The following is a 16,587-nucleotide window of genomic DNA, read 5'->3' as shown; positions in this document are numbered from 1 at the left end:
GGAGTGAATGGAGGCGTTATCCATGCGGCTTGAACCAAGAGGCATGACCGCCTTAACCGCCAGCCTGATCGCCGTTATGCTCCTCGTTCCCGGCTGCAATCAACCGGTTCCCCTGTCTTCCGGGGGGCCGGTTGATTCTTCCGTTTCGGCGGCAGCGTCCGCCCCGGCGGCGGAGACTTCGGCTGCCGGAACGCAGCCGAAGCAGGCTGGCGCGGGAGCGGAGGCCGCTGGCGCGGGAGAGGCGGGCAAAGCCGCTCAGCCAGTGGCGGCGGATGCAGGGCAAGCGGGCGGCGAGCAGACCGCGGCAGGAAGTCCGAGCGCAGGCGCAGCGGGCAGTGCGATGGCCGCTCCCGGGGCAGCAGGCACTGTGCCCGCAGGCACGGCCCCCGCGGGCGATGCGGCTACGGGGCCCGGCGGCCCGCAAGCAGCGGCTGAACAAGCGGCGTCCAAGCAAGCTAAACCTGCGGCGACGAAAAATATCGTGAAGGAAGCGGGCAAAACGCCTATTTTGACGTTCGATGACCTGTACGCCGAGATGACGGTACGCGGCGTTAAACTTTCGGATAAAGTGAACCAACTGGCTGGCAAAAAAGTAGAAATGACCGGCTTCATGGCCCCGCCGTTAACCGCCAAAGTCAACTTTTTCGTGCTGACCAAAGTTGCGCTCACTGTCTGCCCGTTCTGTTCGACGGATGCGGACTGGCCGACGGATATCGTCGTCGTCTTTATGCCCAAGGGCAAGGACGTAACGCCGACGGAGCATCAGGTCAAAGTGACGGGCACGCTCAGTGTCGGCTCGCAAACGGACGAAGAGACCGGCTTCGTCAGCCTGATCCGCATCAACGCGGACATCGTGGAGGTGCTGAAGTAATGCTGCATGCCGAGAACTTGACCAAGACGTACCCCCTCCCGGGCAAGCGGCAGGTGAACGTGCTGAACATCGCCCATTTTGCCATGAACACAAGCGAACGGGTGGCCTTGGTCGGACCGAGCGGCTCGGGCAAAAGCACCCTGCTTCAGCTCATCGCCGGTATCCTGCGGCCTACAAGCGGCACCATCCGCCTGCTGGACCGACAGCTCGAACGGTTGAGCGAAGCGGAGCTGGACCGTTTCCGCGCGCAGCATATCGGCTACGTGTTCCAGAGCTTCAACCTGCTGCCGGGCTTTTCTGCGCTGGAGAACGTGCTGGCGGCCATGCAGTTCGGCAAAACCATCCCGCCGAAGGCGCAAAAACAGCGTGCCGGCGAGCTGCTGACGCAGGTCGGCCTTGAGCACCGGCTTCACCACAAGCCGGGCCAGCTCAGCGGCGGCGAGCAGCAGCGCGTCTCCATCGCGCGAGCACTGGCGAACCGCCCGGCCCTTGTGCTGGCGGACGAGCCCACGGCCAGTCTGGACCACGCCAATGCGGAGCAGGTGTTCTCGCTGCTGGCCGAAGCTTGCGAGCAGAACGGAACGGCCCTGCTGCTGTGCACTCACGACCCGGAGCTGGCCGGCAGACTGGACCGCGTCGTGAGCCTCCGGGAGCTTTCCATTTACGATACCAGAGAGGTCGGGTAACATGTCTTTGCTGCACATGGCTTGGCGCAACCTCATGAACCGGCGGGTCCAAACGCTTATTACCGTCATCGTCGTCAGCATCGGCGTCGCGATGACGCTCAGCATCATGATGCTCTCCGCAGGCATCAAGCAAGGTATCGTCAAAGCAAGCGAGCCGTTCGGCATGATCGTCGGCTCCAAGGGCAGCGCCAATCAGCTCGTGTTCAACACGATCTTTTTGATGGATAACCCTTTGGCGAACATTTCGCTGAACTATTACCGCACGCTTGAAAACGATCCCCGGGTCACGCAGGCGGTTCCGTTTGCGCTCGGCGACAATTATAAAGGGTTCCGGCTCGTCGGCACGACCCCTTCCTTCTTCGCGTTGAAAGGAAAGCCCAGCGACCCGCCTTATTTTCAGCTCGCGGCCGGGCGGCTGTTCGACAAGCCATTCGAAGCGGTGCTTGGCGCCAAGGTCGCCAAGGAAATCGGGCTGAAGGTCGGGGATCAGCTCATTTCGGGTCACGGCGTCGCCAAATCTTTGCAGCACGACGAAGGCCACAAGGACTATCCTTACACGGTCGTCGGCATACTTAACAGCGTATCGGCCCCCTCGGATCAAGGCATCTACGTCAGCATGGACAGCTACTGGGTCAGCCATGAGCATGCGGGGGAGCAGAAGCACGATGAAGACGAGCATGGCGTGACCGCCGCTTTAGTGAAGCCGCGAAGCTATGTGGATCTGATGAAGATGTATCAGGAGATCAACCAGGGCAAAGAGGCGCAGGCGGTGTTTCCCGGACAAGTCATCGCCAAAATCTTCGATATGATGGGCAGCGGCGAACAAATTTTGAAATATATCAGCTACGTCGTTCTGGGCATGGCCGGGCTGACCGTCGTTCTGGCCCTCTACGGCTCCACCGTGGAACGAAGGCGGACCGTCGCCATCCTGCGCGCCATCGGCGCAGGCCGCAGCGCCGTCGTCACGATCGTGCTGCTCGAATCCGTGCTGGTGGTCGTCTTCGGCTGCGCGCTCGGCACGGCGCTCGGCGGCGGACTCACTTGGCTGTTGTCGGACTATATCGGCTCGCAAATATCCGTGACCGTCGCGGTCGCGTACAGCTGGGACGTAGCTGCCGTTATCGGGGGCGTTGCGCTGCTGGGCATGTTCGCGGGCATTCTCCCCGCCATCAGCGCTTACCGGACGGAAACGGCCCGTTATTTGCACACGGTATAATAAAACATGTAAAACGACCATCGCCCTCGCTTCAGCTCGGAAAAGGCTGGAGGAGGGCGATTCGCCGTTTTAGCGCTGCAGCAGCGCCGTTATTTTTTTCTCAAAAGTGGCATAGTCGGCAGCACCGGTAATTTTATCCGTGATCATCCCGCTGCGGTCCACCAGATAAGTTGTCGGGATCGGCACGATACGGTACGCCTGGGCCGTCTCCGCCCGTTCATCGAGCAGCACCGGAAACGGCAGACCATGCTCCGAGACGAACGCCCGGACGGATTCGATCCGGTCCTTGGCCGTTATGTTAACCGCCACCAACTCAACTTGGTCCTGATACCGCTCATACAGCCGGACCAGCGCGGGAGCCTCCACTTTGCACGGCTCGCACCACGAAGCCCAGAAATTGACGATCAATGGCTTGCCGCGAAATTGCTCCGTTGTGTACGTTTGTCCATCCAGCGCCGTGAGCACGAATGCGGGCGCCTGGACCCCAATCTTCGCCGCCGTCCCGGGACGAGCCGGGAACTTGGAATACAGCGCCAAGGATACCAGCGCGACCAGAAGAAGCAGCATCCCTTTTCTTTTCATCGTTTCTTCGTCACCGTCCATCTTTGTCCAGCCTGTCCCCTTTATTGTATCGGAAGATTGTTTTCCGAATGTCAACATCAATGTTTGTAAAAGAATGATCTCAAATGGTAAAATCAGGTGTGTTGCTACAGCCCCGAGACGAAGCATACGGAGGCTTGGAACAAGATCAACTACCATAATTGAGCCGGGTTTGAGCTAAAACATTATTTTCAGGGGTGGAAAAGCAAATGAAAAAACTTTTACTATTGGCATCGTGTCTCTTTTTGACCGGATCGACAGCGGCTTACGCCTACGAGCCCCAGAACGACCCACCGGGCATAAGGAACAAGTCCAATGATGTTATGGATTATTTTTCTGTTGAAACCTCGAAAGAGGGCAGCTTCTTCTTTACATCCGGGGACGGAAAAGAGGAGCTGAAACCCAGTGTAGACGGTGCGATTTATCGGGTCGTGATCAGCTCCAACGCGGATGCCACATTTACAGCCGTGTTTCCGGATGGTTCCGAGCAAGCATTTGAAATGGACAAATCCCATCACGGATACTTGGTCATTCCGGTCGAGGCCAGCGTCAAGTCGCTCAGAATTAAAGTTGGAACGGACGGATCGCGAACGGTCAAGGCCAACTTGCACCAGTATCGCGTACATACGGAAAAAAACAATTTCATTTTAAATTATAAAAAATGGAAGAAATGAACGAAATAAGAGGGAACCGTAAGGACAAGCCGGGGCCGATGGCATCTATTTATTCCGTCCCCCTCCGGAAACGCAATACACGGACATGGAGCGGATTTTCGGCACGGCGGCGCTGTCCAGTACGTTCAGACGAATCCGATCCGTACGGACCGGAGCAAACCGGTCGATCTTCTTATGGCCGACCGCGCTGCCTCGGACCAGTTCAACCCACTGTCCGTCCAGCATCGCTTCCAGCGAATATTCCCGGATACGCTCGCCATACCGGATATCTTCCATGAGCACCGCATGATCCAGCTCCATAGGCTCGTCCAGCGCCGTCCTTATCCACTGAACCGCATCCAGCGCCGTCGGATGGAACCGCTCAGGCGAGTCCGAGCCGTCGCCCCATTCCTGATCGCAAAACGTATTGATGCCAAAATGGCAAAACATCCCGAGCTCCATATCCTGCCAGCGGAGCTGCTGCTCCGTCGGTTTAGCTAACGGTGGTTCATGCTTCATCTTGCCTTAATCTCCTTCCGTTCTTCGAAATTTTTGGGGAAACCTCGCAGCCAAGCCCGCGCTGCCACTCCGTTTGGGAGTACAGGCGGGCTTGACAAGCGTGATTCGTTCCTCTGCAGATTACTTTTGACCCTTGGCTTTAAAGCTGTCGTTCATTTCCTTGATGTGGCTTTGATAGCCTGGATCGTCCTTCATCATCTTGACGAATTTGTCCCAATCCTCGATCGTCGCTTTGCCGATAATGACGTTGATCGTCATATCGTTGATCTTTTTGTTCCAGTCGGCTCCTTTTTCCTTGAACGGCGCCGATTTCGGCAGTCCGAATTCCGGATTCGGCGCAGATTGTCCCGCGATGGTATCGATCAGTTTTTTATTGTATTCGAGGACATCAGCCGGCATGCCCGGCACGCTGGCACGCTGGTATTTATTATAATAACCGGTTAACCATTGGCCGGTGGTGTCGCCCGAATAGCCTTTCTTCTTGCCTTCTTCCGTTTGCGTGACCGCTCCGTCCGCGCCGATCGTGTAGTCCGTATCCTTGATGCCGTATGTTCCCAAATTATAGCCTTCCTCGGTCGCGGTATAATCGTACACTTCCATAATGCGCTTCAGCTTCTCCTCGCTTACTTTCTTGCTGACGAGGAATTGGCCGTAAAAGCCGATGGCTTGCTCGTAATGCGCCTTGCCGTCCGCAGCCTTCGGAATCTCATAGGCCACCAGGTTGGCGTTCGGATTCGCTTTTTTCAAGTCTTGGTTGAATTTATAAGCATCATAAACGTTCGTGATCGCCGCTCCGGCTTTTCCTTGAACGAGCATGTCGCGCACCTGCTGGCTCTTCATGACCGGCAGATCCGGCACGATGCCTCCGGATTGGAACGTTTTGTTCCAGAACTGCATCGCTTCTCTCGCCTGCGGCGTCATCCAGCTCGGGGTGATGCTGCCGTCTGCCCCTTTCTGCCAGCCATATCCCCCGCCGAACATACTGACCAGAAACCCGGCCGGACCCGGCGAACCGAATAGCGCCAATCCGTACGTGTCGGCTTTGCCGCTGCCGTCCGGGTCGTTCTTCGCGAAAGCCGTGAGCACATTATTTAGCTCATCCATCGTCTTCGGCGGCTGCATGCCGAGCTTGTCGAGCCAGTCTTTGCGCAGCAGGAGCGCCTCGGAGCCGTCCAGCGGACGCACCCGCGGCAGCGAGTACAGCTTGCCTTTAATGGAGGCGTTATCAAAAACACTTTGCGGATATTTGGATAAGTTCGGGTAATTTTTGATAAACGGCGTCAGTTCCCAGAACGCGCCTTTGTCGATCGCATTCAGGAAGCTCGGCGTCGTGTTGAAGTCCTCCACGAACATCACGTCGGTGATGTCGCTCGACGCCAGCAGCACGTTCAGCTTTTCCGAGATGTTGTTAGCCGGGATGTAATTGATTTTCAGATTGACGTTAAATTTCTCACCGATCTTCTTGAGCCCTTCCAGCTCCCCTGTCGGCGCCGCGCTGAACGCGATCGTCGTGATGGTGATATCCATCGGCTTGCCGGATTTGCCGTCCCCTTGAGCTGCCGGAGCGTCGCTGGATGTCTTCCCGCCGCAGGCGGCGAGCGAAGCGACCAGGGCAACCGATACAGCGCCCGCTGCGATTGTTTTCATCGTTTTCATTCAAGATGACCTCCCTTAAGTATGTTTCCGCATGTGAGGCGAAATGTCCTTTATCGGCGAACGGCCGGACACGGTCAGACTTGAATGCCATCAGCCTTTGACCGAGCCCACCATCATACCCTTGACGAAATACTTCTGCAAAAACGGATAAATTACAACGATTGGCAGCGAGGAGATGACGACGGCAGCCATCTTGATGACATCGGGCGGCACGGTCTGCTCGCTTTGGATCATGGCCGCAACGCTCGGGTCAGCCACCTGCGTGGACGCCTGAATCAGCAGCAGTTGGAGCAGCACCTGCATCGGCCGCAGCGAGTCGTCGTTAATGTACAGCACCGCGCTGAAATACGTATTCCAGTACGCCACCGCAAAAAACAGTCCGAAGGCGGCCAGTGCAGGCAGCGACAGCGGCAGCATCACCCGGAAGAAGACGCCGATGTCCGAGCAGCCGTCGATGTTGGCGGCCTCCTCCAATTCGGAAGGCATGTCCTGATAGAAATTTTTCATCAAGAACACGTACCAGGCCCCGGTCAGCACCGGCATAATAAGCGCCCAGATCGTATTGGTAAGGCCCAAGCTGTCCACCAGCATATAGTTCGGGATCATCCCCGGCTGAAACAGCATCGTGAGCAAAATCGCCACGAGGAAAAACTGCTTTCCCTTCAGCCGTTTGCGCGACAGCACATACGAGAGCGAACTGGTCACCACAAGACTGAGTAAGGTGCCGACAACGGCCAGCACTGCGCTGATTCCCATCGATCGGATGAACGTCCCCGTCGACAAAATGTACCGGTACGAGTCGAGACTCCATTTTTCCGGAAAAATAACGACCGACTTCGTCACGTACTCGTTCGCGTCGGTAAACGAGATGATCACCACGTACAGAAACGGCAGCAGCGTCAGCAGCGAGATGACGGTCAACAGCACATAATTCGCCGCTTGAAAAAAACGGTAAGAGGCCGATGCTTTCATGTTAGTATAGTCCCTCCTCTCCGAAACGCTTCGCGAGACGGTTGGCCGTAACGACGAGGATGAGACCGACGACGGATTTAAAGACGCCTACGACGGTCGCATAGCCGAACCGGCCGTTCAGGATGCCTACGCGGTAGACGTAGGTGTCGAACACGTCGGCCACGCTGGATACCGGCGCGCTTGCCATCAGGTAAATTTGCTCGAAGCCGACCTCCAGCACTTGTCCGAGCCGCAGGATGAACAGCACGATGATCGTGCTGCGGATGCCCGGCAGCGTAATGTTCAGCATCTGCTTCCAACGGTTCGCCCCGTCGATCTGCGCCGCTTCGTACAGCTCTTGGTTAATCGCCGTAAGCGCCGCGAGGAAAATAATCGTCCCCCAGCCCGCTTCCTTCCAGATGCTCTGCGCGGTCAGCATGAGCCAGAAGCCGTCCGGGTTCGTCAAGAAAGCAATCGACTTGCCCCCGGATTCCGTAATCAGTTGGTTGACTACGCCGGTGCCTTGGCTGAGCAGCAGGAAGCAGATCCCCACAATGACGACCCAGGACAAAAAGTGAGGCAAGTAAATAACCGTTTGCACAAATTTCTTAAAGAACAGCAATCGCACTTCGTTCAGCAGCAGCGCCAGCACGATCGGCATCGGGAAGAACAATAAAATGTTCATGAAGCTGATCCCCATCGTGTTGCGGAACAAAATCCAGAAGTCGGGGTTCGAGAAAAATTCCTGGAAATATTTGAACCCTACCCATTCGCTCCCCCAGAAGCCGCTCCAAGGCGAGTAATCCTTGAAGGCCAGAGCCAATCCCCAAATCGGGAAATATTTGAACACGAGAAAAAACAGCAATCCCGGCGCCGCGAGCAAGTATAAGCCTTTGTCTCTTCGCAAAGCGACCGCCCATTCCTTAATGAAGCCGTTTGTTTTCCGCCCGGCTCCGCTCTTCCGCAAGCCACCGCGAACCGCTTCCGTTTCGGATGAACTCATGCTTCCACCTCCTGCGTATGTCAGATCAATCCGTCTTCGATCGAATATGTCTGCATCGTATAGTGAAGCGGAGGCGGCGACAAGGCGCAATTCTTGGGGCGGTCGCCGGGCAAAAAAGGAGCATCTCCCCTCGCGACAGATGCCGAAAAGACGCGCCTGTGCACGATTTACGCACTTCATGCCCACTTCTTAACTTCGCCGGCGTTACAAAAAATGAGCACGACCGCAGCCCGCGTTTTCCAGCCCATGGTTGAGTTTCCCAGCCGAAAGGTCTATAATCAGTACTGCTTTTATCTATGATTCTACTACATACATCCGGGAGGCAACTTCGCATGAAATCTGGAACTTGGAACAAGTGGAAACGCAGTCTGGCCGGGGGATTGCTCGCGGTCACCTCGATGCTCGGAACGATCATACCGGCTCTAGCAAACGAAGCACCGCAGGTTACGCCTCAGATCAGCAAATGGTCTGTAAGCGCACTGAACGAAGGCGAAAAATACGGCATTTTCCCGCTGTCCTGGTACTATGACGGAACCTTTCAGAAGCCGATTGCCCCTGATAGATTTCAAGCGTTAGTTCAAGCGACCGGAACGAAACTGGATGCGCTGGGATTAAGCAAAAAGGGCGATTTCACGCTACCATCGGGAACTGCATCGATAACCAGAGATACCGTTCTGCAATCTTTGTTCGGTTTGTTAAAGCAGTACGAGCTGCCGACAGCCTTCGAGATGGATAAAGACGCTGCGCCAGTTCCGTATTTGCAGAAAATAGGCATCGTCCAAGGAACCGGCAGCGGTCTGGAGCTGGATCAACCAAGTACCGTTGAGCAGGCGGTCGTGCTGGCCAGCCGGGTCATCGAATATGCGTATGAAACCGCCGATGGCGGGGCCAAAGGGCTTTTCTGGAAAGTGACGAAGGGGAACAATACGCTGTATTTGCTCGGATCGGTTCACTTGGGGACTCCGGAGATGTATCCGCTGCGAAAGCAAATCAAGGATGCCTTCCAGTCGTCCGACGCGCTGTTGGTTGAAGTGGATCTCATGCCGAACGACACAGCGGGGTTGGAGTATTTTACCGGTCTGACGAGCTATAACGACGGCACGACGCTGAAGGACCACGTATCCAAAGAAACGTACGAAAAGCTGGAGCGCGTGATCGACAAATTGGGGCTGTCCAAGCAAGCTTTCGATCAGTTGAAGCCTTGGGTGATCACCTCCAACCTGTCCCTTACTACGCTTATGAAATCTCCTAAGGAGTTGGCACAGGCGACCGCTTTGGGTGTCGATATGTACTTCCTGTCGAGTGCCAAGCTGGCCGGAAAACCGGTTCAGGAGCTGGAAGGCTTTAAGCTGCAAGGCGATGTTCTAAGTAGCGCTTCTCCACAAGAGCAGGAGAAAGAATTGAACGCGATGCTGGACCATCTGTTATCGCCTGACGCTAACGCTCCGGATGCCGCCGCACAATTCAAGCAGTGGCAGCAGCTGTGGACCAAGGGGGACTTGGACGGCTTTAGCCAGTCTTTCTCCGCTTCGCAGCAGTTTACCCAAAGCGAGATGGCTCAAAGGCTGTTAGGGGAACGGGACAAGAACATGACGAAAAAACTGGCGGAATTGTTGGAAAAAGACGGTAAATCCACCTACTTTGTCGTCGTCGGTGCAGCGCACTATGCGATGAAAGATATGGTTATCGATCAATTGAAGCAAAAAGGCTACGACGTGCAATTTGTTAAATAAAGGGATCGAAGGTTTTTCAATCAAAACAGGGTCCGGCCTTATGCCGAACCCGTCTCACGGAACTGACCGGGCGTTTGCCCGGTTTGTTTTTTGAATACGCGGATGAAATTTTTCGGCTGGTAGCCTACGCTCTCCGCCACTTCGGCGACGGACAGGACGGTCGTCTTCAGCAGCGTCTTGGCGCGCTCGATGCGGTAGGCCGTCAAATATTCGATGAACGACACACCCACAATGCGCTTGAACAGCTTGCTGAAATAAGGCGGGCTGAGTCCGCAGCGCTCGGCGACTTGATCCAGCGACAGATCGATATGATGATTCGCCTCGATGTAAGCGACAGCGGTCTCGAACGTCCGCTCGTATTCTTGATGATGCCTTTGCTGCACCTTCCGGGCAATCGGACGGATCAGCCGCTCCCGGAACCAGTCGTTCAGCTCTTGGATCGAATGCACGTTCTTGATCTGCACGTACAGGTCGGTTTCGTCGCCAGTCCCGTCACTGCCTTCCTTAAGCGACAGGTTGAGCAGGAAGACGACCCGCAGCGCGGCCGTGAGAAGCTGGTAATAGGCCGTCCGAATGCGCTCCGTCTCCCGCAGCGTCTCCTGCGCATAGGCGGCGAACTGCTCAAGCTGCAGCTCCGCTTCCGCAGCATCGCCGTTGCGCAGCGCCTGCTCCAGCCCCGCTTCGAGCTCGAACGGGTACGGGTAGGACTTCGCTTCGCCGGCGTCCCCGTCCCCGCTGCGGATCACTTGACCGGTCCCGGCCCAGAACCGGGAGCGGATCGCCATCGCCGCCTGCGCGAACAGCCTTGGCAAGCCTCCCGGCTGCCCCGGCCCGTCCCCAAGCCCTGCCGTAACCGGCAGCTTCAAGTAGTCGGCCAGCACAGCGCGCAGTCCCGCGGCCAATTCCTGCACCTGCGTGAACCATGCCGCAGGGTCCTCCGTATCTTCCCAGAGCCAGACGGCAATCTGATCGTTCAGCAGGTTCACGACCATGCCGCTTGCTCGCTGCTGCGCGAGTACATCCTGCGCGATATTTTTCATCGTAAATACGATCAATTCCTTGTCGCTTTCCCGGAACCGGCTGCTGCCGTCCGCCGACTGATCGTAAGCGAGCGCGAAGACGGCATGCATGTGTTGATAAGGCACGTCGTAGCGTTCGAACAGCACCGGAAGCTGCTCCGACGTATAATGCGCGTAATGCCCTTGCAGCCACTGCAGCGCGAACGCCTCGCGAATGGCTGGAAGCTGCCGGTTCAGCTGCGTCTGGAGACGGGTTGTCGCCTGGTTCAGCTCCGCCCACCGGTTCCGAACGTAGCCGATCTCATCGGCCAGCAGCTCCTCGTCCCGGTTCCCGCGCACCAGCGAAACCAGATGCTCGATCGGCCGGTACAGCCGCTTCGTGCTCCAAGCCGTCGCCGCCGCGCCCAGCAGCAAAAACACCAGCACGATGGCAACAGTAATGACGGCGATGCCGCGGGATTTGGCGTTCAGCTCCTGCAAGGGCACCATATCAAGGTACGTCCAGCCGTTGAACGAAGAATGGAAGGCGGTGACCAAGTAATCCCGCCCTTCCCACGCGAAGGAGAAAGCGCTTCCGGGATGCTCTCCCACCTGCTCATACAATCCTTGAGGAGCGGGCTGCCCGGCCGACGAGACGACCTCCCGGCCCTCCTCGTTCAATACGAACGAGAGCTCGCCCGGATAAGCGGAAAATCGCGTCATATTTTCCTGAAGGAACGACGGATTCAGCTGCAGAAGCAGGAGCCCGATCGGCTCCGAGGCTTGGAACGGCACCTGACACACGAGCGTCACGCCCGCTTCCCTCCCGGGGGCGTCCCCCATAAACCGGAACGTATCGTTGCTCCAGTACATCGCTTCGCGGGAAGCAAGCAGTCCTTGCAGCTGCCGGCGGTCCTCCTCTCCGGCTACCTTATGACCGCCTTGATCCGGCGATACCAGATAATCGTCTTCAGCAATATACATGACAATACGACTGATCTCGGCGTTGCTATTTTGAAGAGAGGAAAGATTTTGGAACAAATTGGAGTAAAATCCGGCGTAGTTCATCCATCTCTGCTCTGTCAGGTTGCCGTTGAAAAACGAACCGAGCAGCATCTGGAGCGCATTGCTGCGCACACGCTGGAGCGCCGTATCGATGGAGTACGAAGCGTGCTTCAAGACGCGGGCGTTAGCTTGGTCCACTTCCTTGCGGATGGCGGACGACGAAAACCAATAGCTGGAGATCCCGACAAAGATGACGGGGAAGATCGAGGCAAAAAGCGATACAGCGAGCATACGCTGCAGCATCGACTTCCGAAACGAAGCAAACGGGTTCCGTATGCGGAAATAGGTGCGTTTCATGGTGTGTGCTCCCCCTCGCTTTCTCCACTTTGTCTAATGCGTCGTCCGGCCGTTTGGCAAGACCGCGGGCGCACGGTCAAAAGGCACGGCGCGCCCGCTTTTAAGTCGTGCCCAGGGTCAATTGGCGCACGTCATACCCGTAAGTGCTGCCGCCGACGCTGGCGATCGGGGCTTCGTTCTGATAGATGCGATACGCCGCATCGGATACCGTGCTCGTCACCGCCCCGGACCGGCCGAGGGATATACGCCGGTTTCCGAAACGCCAGCGGCCTGCAGCACGCCACCCTCCTAATGCGGGACGAGCGGGTCGCGCAGCTTGATCATGTGTGTCGCCCCTACAGAACCAGCCACGTTGACCTGCACGACCAGCTTGGGCGACGTCTGAAGGACCTTCACCCTGCTGCCCTGACTTACCGGCTCCAGCGAGCCGCGGTTCAGCTCAACGGTCACCGACGATTGCTTCTGCGTCGGATCGGAGACGGAGAGCGTCATTTCTCCATTCTGTTCCTTCACCATCACGGATACCGGATTTCGCGCCGTCAGCCCATCGACCGTCCCCGCCTGCCAGAAATTCGCTGCCGTGATCCCGAGCGACGGCTTTCGCACCGCCTGCACCTGAGCATTGTTCGCGAGAATCGACACCGGCGGTTGCGCGCTGTAGCTTTGGGTTGCCGCCGCATTCCGGTTCGGCAGCAGAACATAAGCGTAATCCGCGTTCACCGGCTTGACGCCGTGAGCGAAAGCCAGACTTAAGTAATTGCGGGTGATCGGCGTCGCGCTGAACCCCGTATTGATGTCCTTCCACGCCCCGGTGCGCGCTTCCCGCTTCACCGCCACATTCGTGCCGTTCGGGAAATAATACCCGATATCCGTCCCCGGCACGTTCCCGGTCAGATGCGCCCATTGGACCGTCCGATTGAGATCCGAGGTCTCCTTCGGCACGACGGCGCCGTCGATTGTCAGAAGGTTGTCGTTCCCGTCCGTAAGCTTCCGGTTCTCGGCGATGGTCTCCACGGGATTGCTGCCCGTAGAGGTAATGCCGGCGCCGAGCGCGACGATTTCGTCATCGAGCAGGAACCAGGATTTTTTGCCCTGCAGGTCGCTGCCGGTGAGCTTCTTGAGCGTAAAGTCCATGCCGACCGCGCTGTACAGGCCGTCCAGCGTAGAACCTCCCACCCACGTTTGAGTGTTGGGATAGCTCGCCCAATTGGTCGCCGTCAACGTTTTGCCGGAGCCGTCCGTTGTCGTGCCCGGCAGCCGGAACGAATCCACCGTCGGCCAAAAATCGTTGCGGTACTGCGTCTGATCCTCATTGTACAAATACGTCATGCCGACGCCCGTATACCAGCCCTTCAGGTTCTCGCCGTTGCCCTTCTCGAACGAGGAGATCCGGTCGGAGAAAAGGCTGACGCCGAACAGGTAGCCGGGACGGAAATGAAACACTTTGTCCATGCCCGCCATGACCTGGCTCTTCACCAGCTCGCCCCGCGGCTGTACACTTGGATCGTTCAACAATCCTTTCAGCAACTTGATTTCATAAATCGACGAGGACGCCTGGTAATAATTCGTCGTGATTCGATCCTTCGTCATCCATTCCTTGACCATGCTGCGGTAAGCCGACGCTTTATTCGCCGGTGCGCCGTCGGACATGCGCAGGATGGTCATCATCATCCCCCGTGCGGAGCCAGTGGTTTGCCGGGAAATGCCCCGCCCGTTCGTCATATCGAGCGCAAGCCCGTTATAGATGATCGGCTCGAAGCTTTGCGTCACCCAATCGTATACGTTGTTCGTCCGCGGGTCCGTAATCGGCCAGGGCGAGCCGTTCAGCATGTAGCCCATATCCGCAGCGCCCTTCAGCCACACCCCGCCGTACCCTGCGGTATAAGCGATGTTCCTGTGCTGCACCAGCGAGCCGTCGCGGTACACCCCGTCGCCGCTCGTTGTATAGACGAACTCGTTGCCGATCGCATCGCGGCCCTGTACGATTTTTGCGCCGTTCTTGCCGAGCACGCCGCGAAGCGTGACGACCAGCGCTTTGTCCAGCAGGTTTGCGCCGTTCTGCTTCTTCCCTTTCGCTCCGAGAACGGAGGAATAGACCGGATCCGGGCAAAACTTGTCGATTGCCCTGATGTACCGCTCCACCTGCACCGGGCTCAGATCATCATACAGCAGCACAAGAATATCGTTAAAGATTTGTGCCGCTCCGATCTCCCAATCCCACCAGTTATCATACGGCGTTTTGTTCTCGTTGTACCGGTTCGTGTACATCCAGTCAAGCGCCTCGACAAGATCCTTCTTTAGCGCCGGATTGTTGTACAAAGCCGAGTAAGGCGTCTTGTAAGCGACCGCCATCGTTCTTAAGCGGGAGAAGTTCGATGTCACCTGCGCAGAGACGGTCGTGCTGGCCAGATCGCTCCACAGATACGTGCGTCCCGCCGCCGTGTTCAGCTTGTTCCAAAATCCGGTTTGCTCCGCATTGCTGACGGAGGAAGCCAGATTGTCCAGAAAATAAGCGTAGTCGGCATCCGCAGGGTCATAGCCGGTACCGCCCGTCAGCTTATTCAGCCACTTCAGCCGGATCGTATCGTAGGCCTGCATCATCTGGGCGCTTTCCACGCTGACGATCGATTGCGCCGAGAAACGGCCGTCATCGGTCCGGGCGGTAAGGGTAGCGGTGCCCGCCTGATTGCCCGTAACCAAGCCCGAAGACGATACGAAAGCTACCGAAGCGTCGGACGACGACCAGAGCACCGTCACGTCGGATGCCACGCTGCTCGGCGTAATGACCGGAGTCAGCTGCGCGGTTTTCCCCACTTCGACAGACACTCCGGTTGGCTCCAAGGCAAGATCGGTCGCTCCGGCCCACTCCGTGAGCGTCACATCGTCCACCCAAGCGGCTCCGGAAGCAAAATCGAATATCGGCTCCACCACCACTTTGTTCACGTTGGACGGAATCGTCAGATACAGATCGTACGGCTGCCAGTCGCTGCTTCCTTTTAGCTTCGGCGTTAGCAGGCCATCGCTGATTTTCTTGTTCGTAGACCCGTTATCATAAAGATACTGTGTCCGGACATACATGCCGCCGCTTCCGGCGTTTACGTTGTCCGTCTTCATCCACATGGACAGCTTATAGCTTTTATTCGGTGTGACGAGCGGCGATTGCGTGACGGAAGCCCGGTCCGACGTCGCGCTTCCGGACAGCTTCAGAGCCTTCGTACCGCCGTGCGATTGCGAGGAGTCCACAGCAAACGCGCCGCCGCCGACCTTGAATCCGCCGGTCCAATTGGACGGCGCTTTTCCTCCCATCCACTTTCCGGAGCTGTCCTTGATAACGGTTTCAAAATCACCGGTCAATACCAAGCTCCCTGTAGCAGCCATCCCGATCCCTCCTCCTGTCGGGACAAACAAGCCGGGCATCAATAATGCCAGAATCGTTAACATTTTCACCATATTCATTTTCATTCCGGTCCCTCCCAGCGGCTTTTGGCCAAACGTCCCCAGTTCAAGCAGAACGCGCGGGACTCCGGCCACTTTTGCATCTCTATACTTACAAAAACGCCGTCCGCTTGGCAAGGCTCAATTCTTGTATATCGGCCCGGGCAAAAAATGTTCCCGCTTTTTTCCCGCCGCAGGCAGCCATTTTCAAACGAAAAAACCCGTCTTATGAAGCCCATAAGGACGGGTTAGATATTTTTGTCGTTTTCCCTGGCGCCGCAAAAAAATTAATCCAAGACCTGTACGGAAGCTTTGCTCTCCCATAATCTTGGATTAATGCATAACCACCCCAAGGCTCAAAGAAGAACGGGGCTCCTCCATCCATTTGCTTAACCGTTCCCTGCTGCACCAAACGCCTTTTTTTACACGCTCCGGGGACATCTCTAGAATTTCCCCTATCTCTTCATAGGACAGCTGACATTCGTACTTCAGCGATACGATCAGCTTCGCCTCATCCGGCAGCGCATCAACGGCTTCGAGGATGGTACGGGGTCCGAGTTTGACTTTCTTTAGCCCGCGTTTGCCCGAAGCTTTAGCCATTTTGCACCGGTGAATAAGCACCCGGTAGGCAACTGCCCTCATAGAACCGGTCGTTGGCGAAAACCCTTCCTCCGCATGTCTGCGAAACACCTCAACGAACGTACGCTCTACCTCTTGCACCGCAAGCTCGCGGTCTTGGAGCAGCCGGTGCGCAAGCCGGTAGAACGAATCATGCATCGATTCGACAAAGCTGCGGAATTGTTGAAGTTGTTCTTGGCCGTCTGCAGAAGCCTGCTGATATTGCTGTGGATTCATGCTTTTTGCCTCCGTTCTCATCATCTTTTTCATTATAAGTACCTGATGT

General features: G+C 56.7%; 13 protein-coding genes. 5 read left to right on the top strand and 8 right to left on the bottom strand.

All coding sequences use genetic code 11. From position 1 onward, the window contains the following. The first annotated feature begins 22 nt into the window (after positions 1-22). The 3 genes from NLX71_RS06735 to NLX71_RS06725 are packed head-to-tail and all read left to right on the top strand — an operon-like array spanning position 23 to position 2,773. Positions 23-871, top strand: a complete 849-nt coding sequence (locus NLX71_RS06735) for a hypothetical protein (protein ID WP_254362725.1) — start codon at positions 23-25, stop codon at positions 869-871. Further along, positions 871-1,557, top strand: coding sequence for an ABC transporter ATP-binding protein (locus NLX71_RS06730; protein WP_254362724.1), 687 nt, complete (start codon positions 871-873; stop codon positions 1,555-1,557). Before NLX71_RS06735 ends, NLX71_RS06730 begins: the two co-directional genes overlap by 1 nt. A 1-nt stretch (position 1,558) precedes the next feature. Beyond that, positions 1,559-2,773: an ABC transporter permease gene (locus NLX71_RS06725; protein WP_254362723.1), complete on the top strand. Its 1,215-nt coding sequence runs from the start codon at positions 1,559-1,561 to the stop codon at positions 2,771-2,773. A 69-nt stretch (positions 2,774-2,842) separates the two neighbouring features. Here the strand turns inward: NLX71_RS06725 and NLX71_RS06720 are convergent, their stop codons facing one another. After that, positions 2,843-3,376 carry a TlpA family protein disulfide reductase gene (locus tag NLX71_RS06720; RefSeq protein ID WP_254362722.1) on the bottom strand — a complete coding sequence of 178 codons (534 nt, stop codon included), beginning with the start codon at positions 3,374-3,376 and terminating at the stop codon, positions 2,843-2,845. Between the two features lie 206 nt (positions 3,377-3,582). Between NLX71_RS06720 and NLX71_RS06715 the strand changes: the two genes are divergently transcribed. Beyond that, complete coding sequence (locus tag NLX71_RS06715) at positions 3,583-4,047, top strand: hypothetical protein (protein ID WP_254362721.1); 465 nt, start codon at positions 3,583-3,585, stop codon at positions 4,045-4,047. A gap of 45 nt (positions 4,048-4,092) precedes the next feature. On the opposite strand, the gene NLX71_RS06710 is transcribed toward NLX71_RS06715, so the two are convergent. The 4 genes from NLX71_RS06710 to NLX71_RS06695 all read right to left on the bottom strand — a co-directional run bounded on the left by NLX71_RS06710 (position 4,093) and on the right by NLX71_RS06695 (position 8,155). Further along, entirely contained in the window at positions 4,093-4,545 is a 453-nt protein-coding gene (locus NLX71_RS06710; protein ID WP_254362720.1) for a discoidin domain-containing protein, read from the bottom strand. Between the two features lie 120 nt (positions 4,546-4,665). Continuing rightward, positions 4,666-6,201 (bottom strand): type 2 periplasmic-binding domain-containing protein, encoded by a 1,536-nt coding sequence (locus NLX71_RS06705; RefSeq protein WP_254362719.1) that lies wholly within the window; start codon positions 6,199-6,201, stop codon positions 4,666-4,668. A 90-nt stretch (positions 6,202-6,291) separates the two neighbouring features. Continuing rightward, a complete protein-coding gene (locus tag NLX71_RS06700; RefSeq protein WP_254362718.1) occupies positions 6,292-7,173 on the bottom strand; it encodes a carbohydrate ABC transporter permease in 882 nt (293 codons plus the stop codon). 1 nt (position 7,174) lies between these two features. Beyond that, positions 7,175-8,155 (bottom strand): ABC transporter permease, encoded by a 981-nt coding sequence (locus NLX71_RS06695; protein WP_254362717.1) that lies wholly within the window; start codon positions 8,153-8,155, stop codon positions 7,175-7,177. Positions 8,156-8,487: 332 nt separating this feature from the next. Between NLX71_RS06695 and NLX71_RS06690 the strand changes: the two genes are divergently transcribed. After that, positions 8,488-9,888 (top strand): TraB/GumN family protein, encoded by a 1,401-nt coding sequence (locus NLX71_RS06690; protein WP_254362716.1) that lies wholly within the window; start codon positions 8,488-8,490, stop codon positions 9,886-9,888. Between the two features lie 38 nt (positions 9,889-9,926). Here NLX71_RS06690 and NLX71_RS06685 read toward each other — a convergent pair whose 3' ends face one another. The 3 genes from NLX71_RS06685 to NLX71_RS06675 all read right to left on the bottom strand — a co-directional run bounded on the left by NLX71_RS06685 (position 9,927) and on the right by NLX71_RS06675 (position 16,538). Then, positions 9,927-12,248 (bottom strand): AraC family transcriptional regulator, encoded by a 2,322-nt coding sequence (locus NLX71_RS06685; protein ID WP_254362715.1) that lies wholly within the window; start codon positions 12,246-12,248, stop codon positions 9,927-9,929. A gap of 288 nt (positions 12,249-12,536) precedes the next feature. Continuing rightward, complete coding sequence (locus tag NLX71_RS06680; RefSeq protein ID WP_254362714.1) at positions 12,537-15,710, bottom strand: polysaccharide lyase family 8 super-sandwich domain-containing protein; 3,174 nt, start codon at positions 15,708-15,710, stop codon at positions 12,537-12,539. 306 nt (positions 15,711-16,016) lie between these two features. Beyond that, positions 16,017-16,538 (bottom strand): RNA polymerase sigma factor, encoded by a 522-nt coding sequence (locus NLX71_RS06675; protein ID WP_254362713.1) that lies wholly within the window; start codon positions 16,536-16,538, stop codon positions 16,017-16,019. Positions 16,539-16,587: the final 49 nt, after the last annotated feature.

The organism is Paenibacillus sp. MZ04-78.2 (assembly GCF_024213375.1).
Taxonomy (GTDB): domain Bacteria; phylum Bacillota; class Bacilli; order Paenibacillales; family NBRC-103111; genus Paenibacillus_G.
The sequence above is the reverse complement of the archived record's forward strand: the minus strand, read 5'-3'. Positions and strand labels throughout refer to the sequence as shown.

Bases quoted from the DNA above. Each gene is read 5' to 3' on its own strand.
- NLX71_RS06735 (WP_254362725.1), top strand. From the start codon at position 23: ATGCGGCTTGAACCAAGAGGCATGACCGCCTTAACCGCCAGCCTGATC.
- NLX71_RS06730 (WP_254362724.1), top strand. From the start codon at position 871: ATGCTGCATGCCGAGAACTTGACCAAGACGTACCCCCTCCCGGGCAAG.
- NLX71_RS06725 (WP_254362723.1), top strand. From the start codon at position 1,559: ATGTCTTTGCTGCACATGGCTTGGCGCAACCTCATGAACCGGCGGGTC.
- NLX71_RS06720 (WP_254362722.1), bottom strand. From the start codon at position 3,376: ATGGACGGTGACGAAGAAACGATGAAAAGAAAAGGGATGCTGCTTCTT.
- NLX71_RS06715 (WP_254362721.1), top strand. From the start codon at position 3,583: ATGAAAAAACTTTTACTATTGGCATCGTGTCTCTTTTTGACCGGATCG.
- NLX71_RS06710 (WP_254362720.1), bottom strand. From the start codon at position 4,545: ATGAAGCATGAACCACCGTTAGCTAAACCGACGGAGCAGCAGCTCCGC.
- NLX71_RS06705 (WP_254362719.1), bottom strand. From the start codon at position 6,201: ATGAAAACGATGAAAACAATCGCAGCGGGCGCTGTATCGGTTGCCCTG.
- NLX71_RS06700 (WP_254362718.1), bottom strand. From the start codon at position 7,173: ATGAAAGCATCGGCCTCTTACCGTTTTTTTCAAGCGGCGAATTATGTG.
- NLX71_RS06695 (WP_254362717.1), bottom strand. From the start codon at position 8,155: ATGAGTTCATCCGAAACGGAAGCGGTTCGCGGTGGCTTGCGGAAGAGC.
- NLX71_RS06690 (WP_254362716.1), top strand. From the start codon at position 8,488: ATGAAATCTGGAACTTGGAACAAGTGGAAACGCAGTCTGGCCGGGGGA.
- NLX71_RS06685 (WP_254362715.1), bottom strand. From the start codon at position 12,248: ATGAAACGCACCTATTTCCGCATACGGAACCCGTTTGCTTCGTTTCGG.
- NLX71_RS06680 (WP_254362714.1), bottom strand. From the start codon at position 15,710: ATGAAAATGAATATGGTGAAAATGTTAACGATTCTGGCATTATTGATG.
- NLX71_RS06675 (WP_254362713.1), bottom strand. From the start codon at position 16,538: ATGAATCCACAGCAATATCAGCAGGCTTCTGCAGACGGCCAAGAACAA.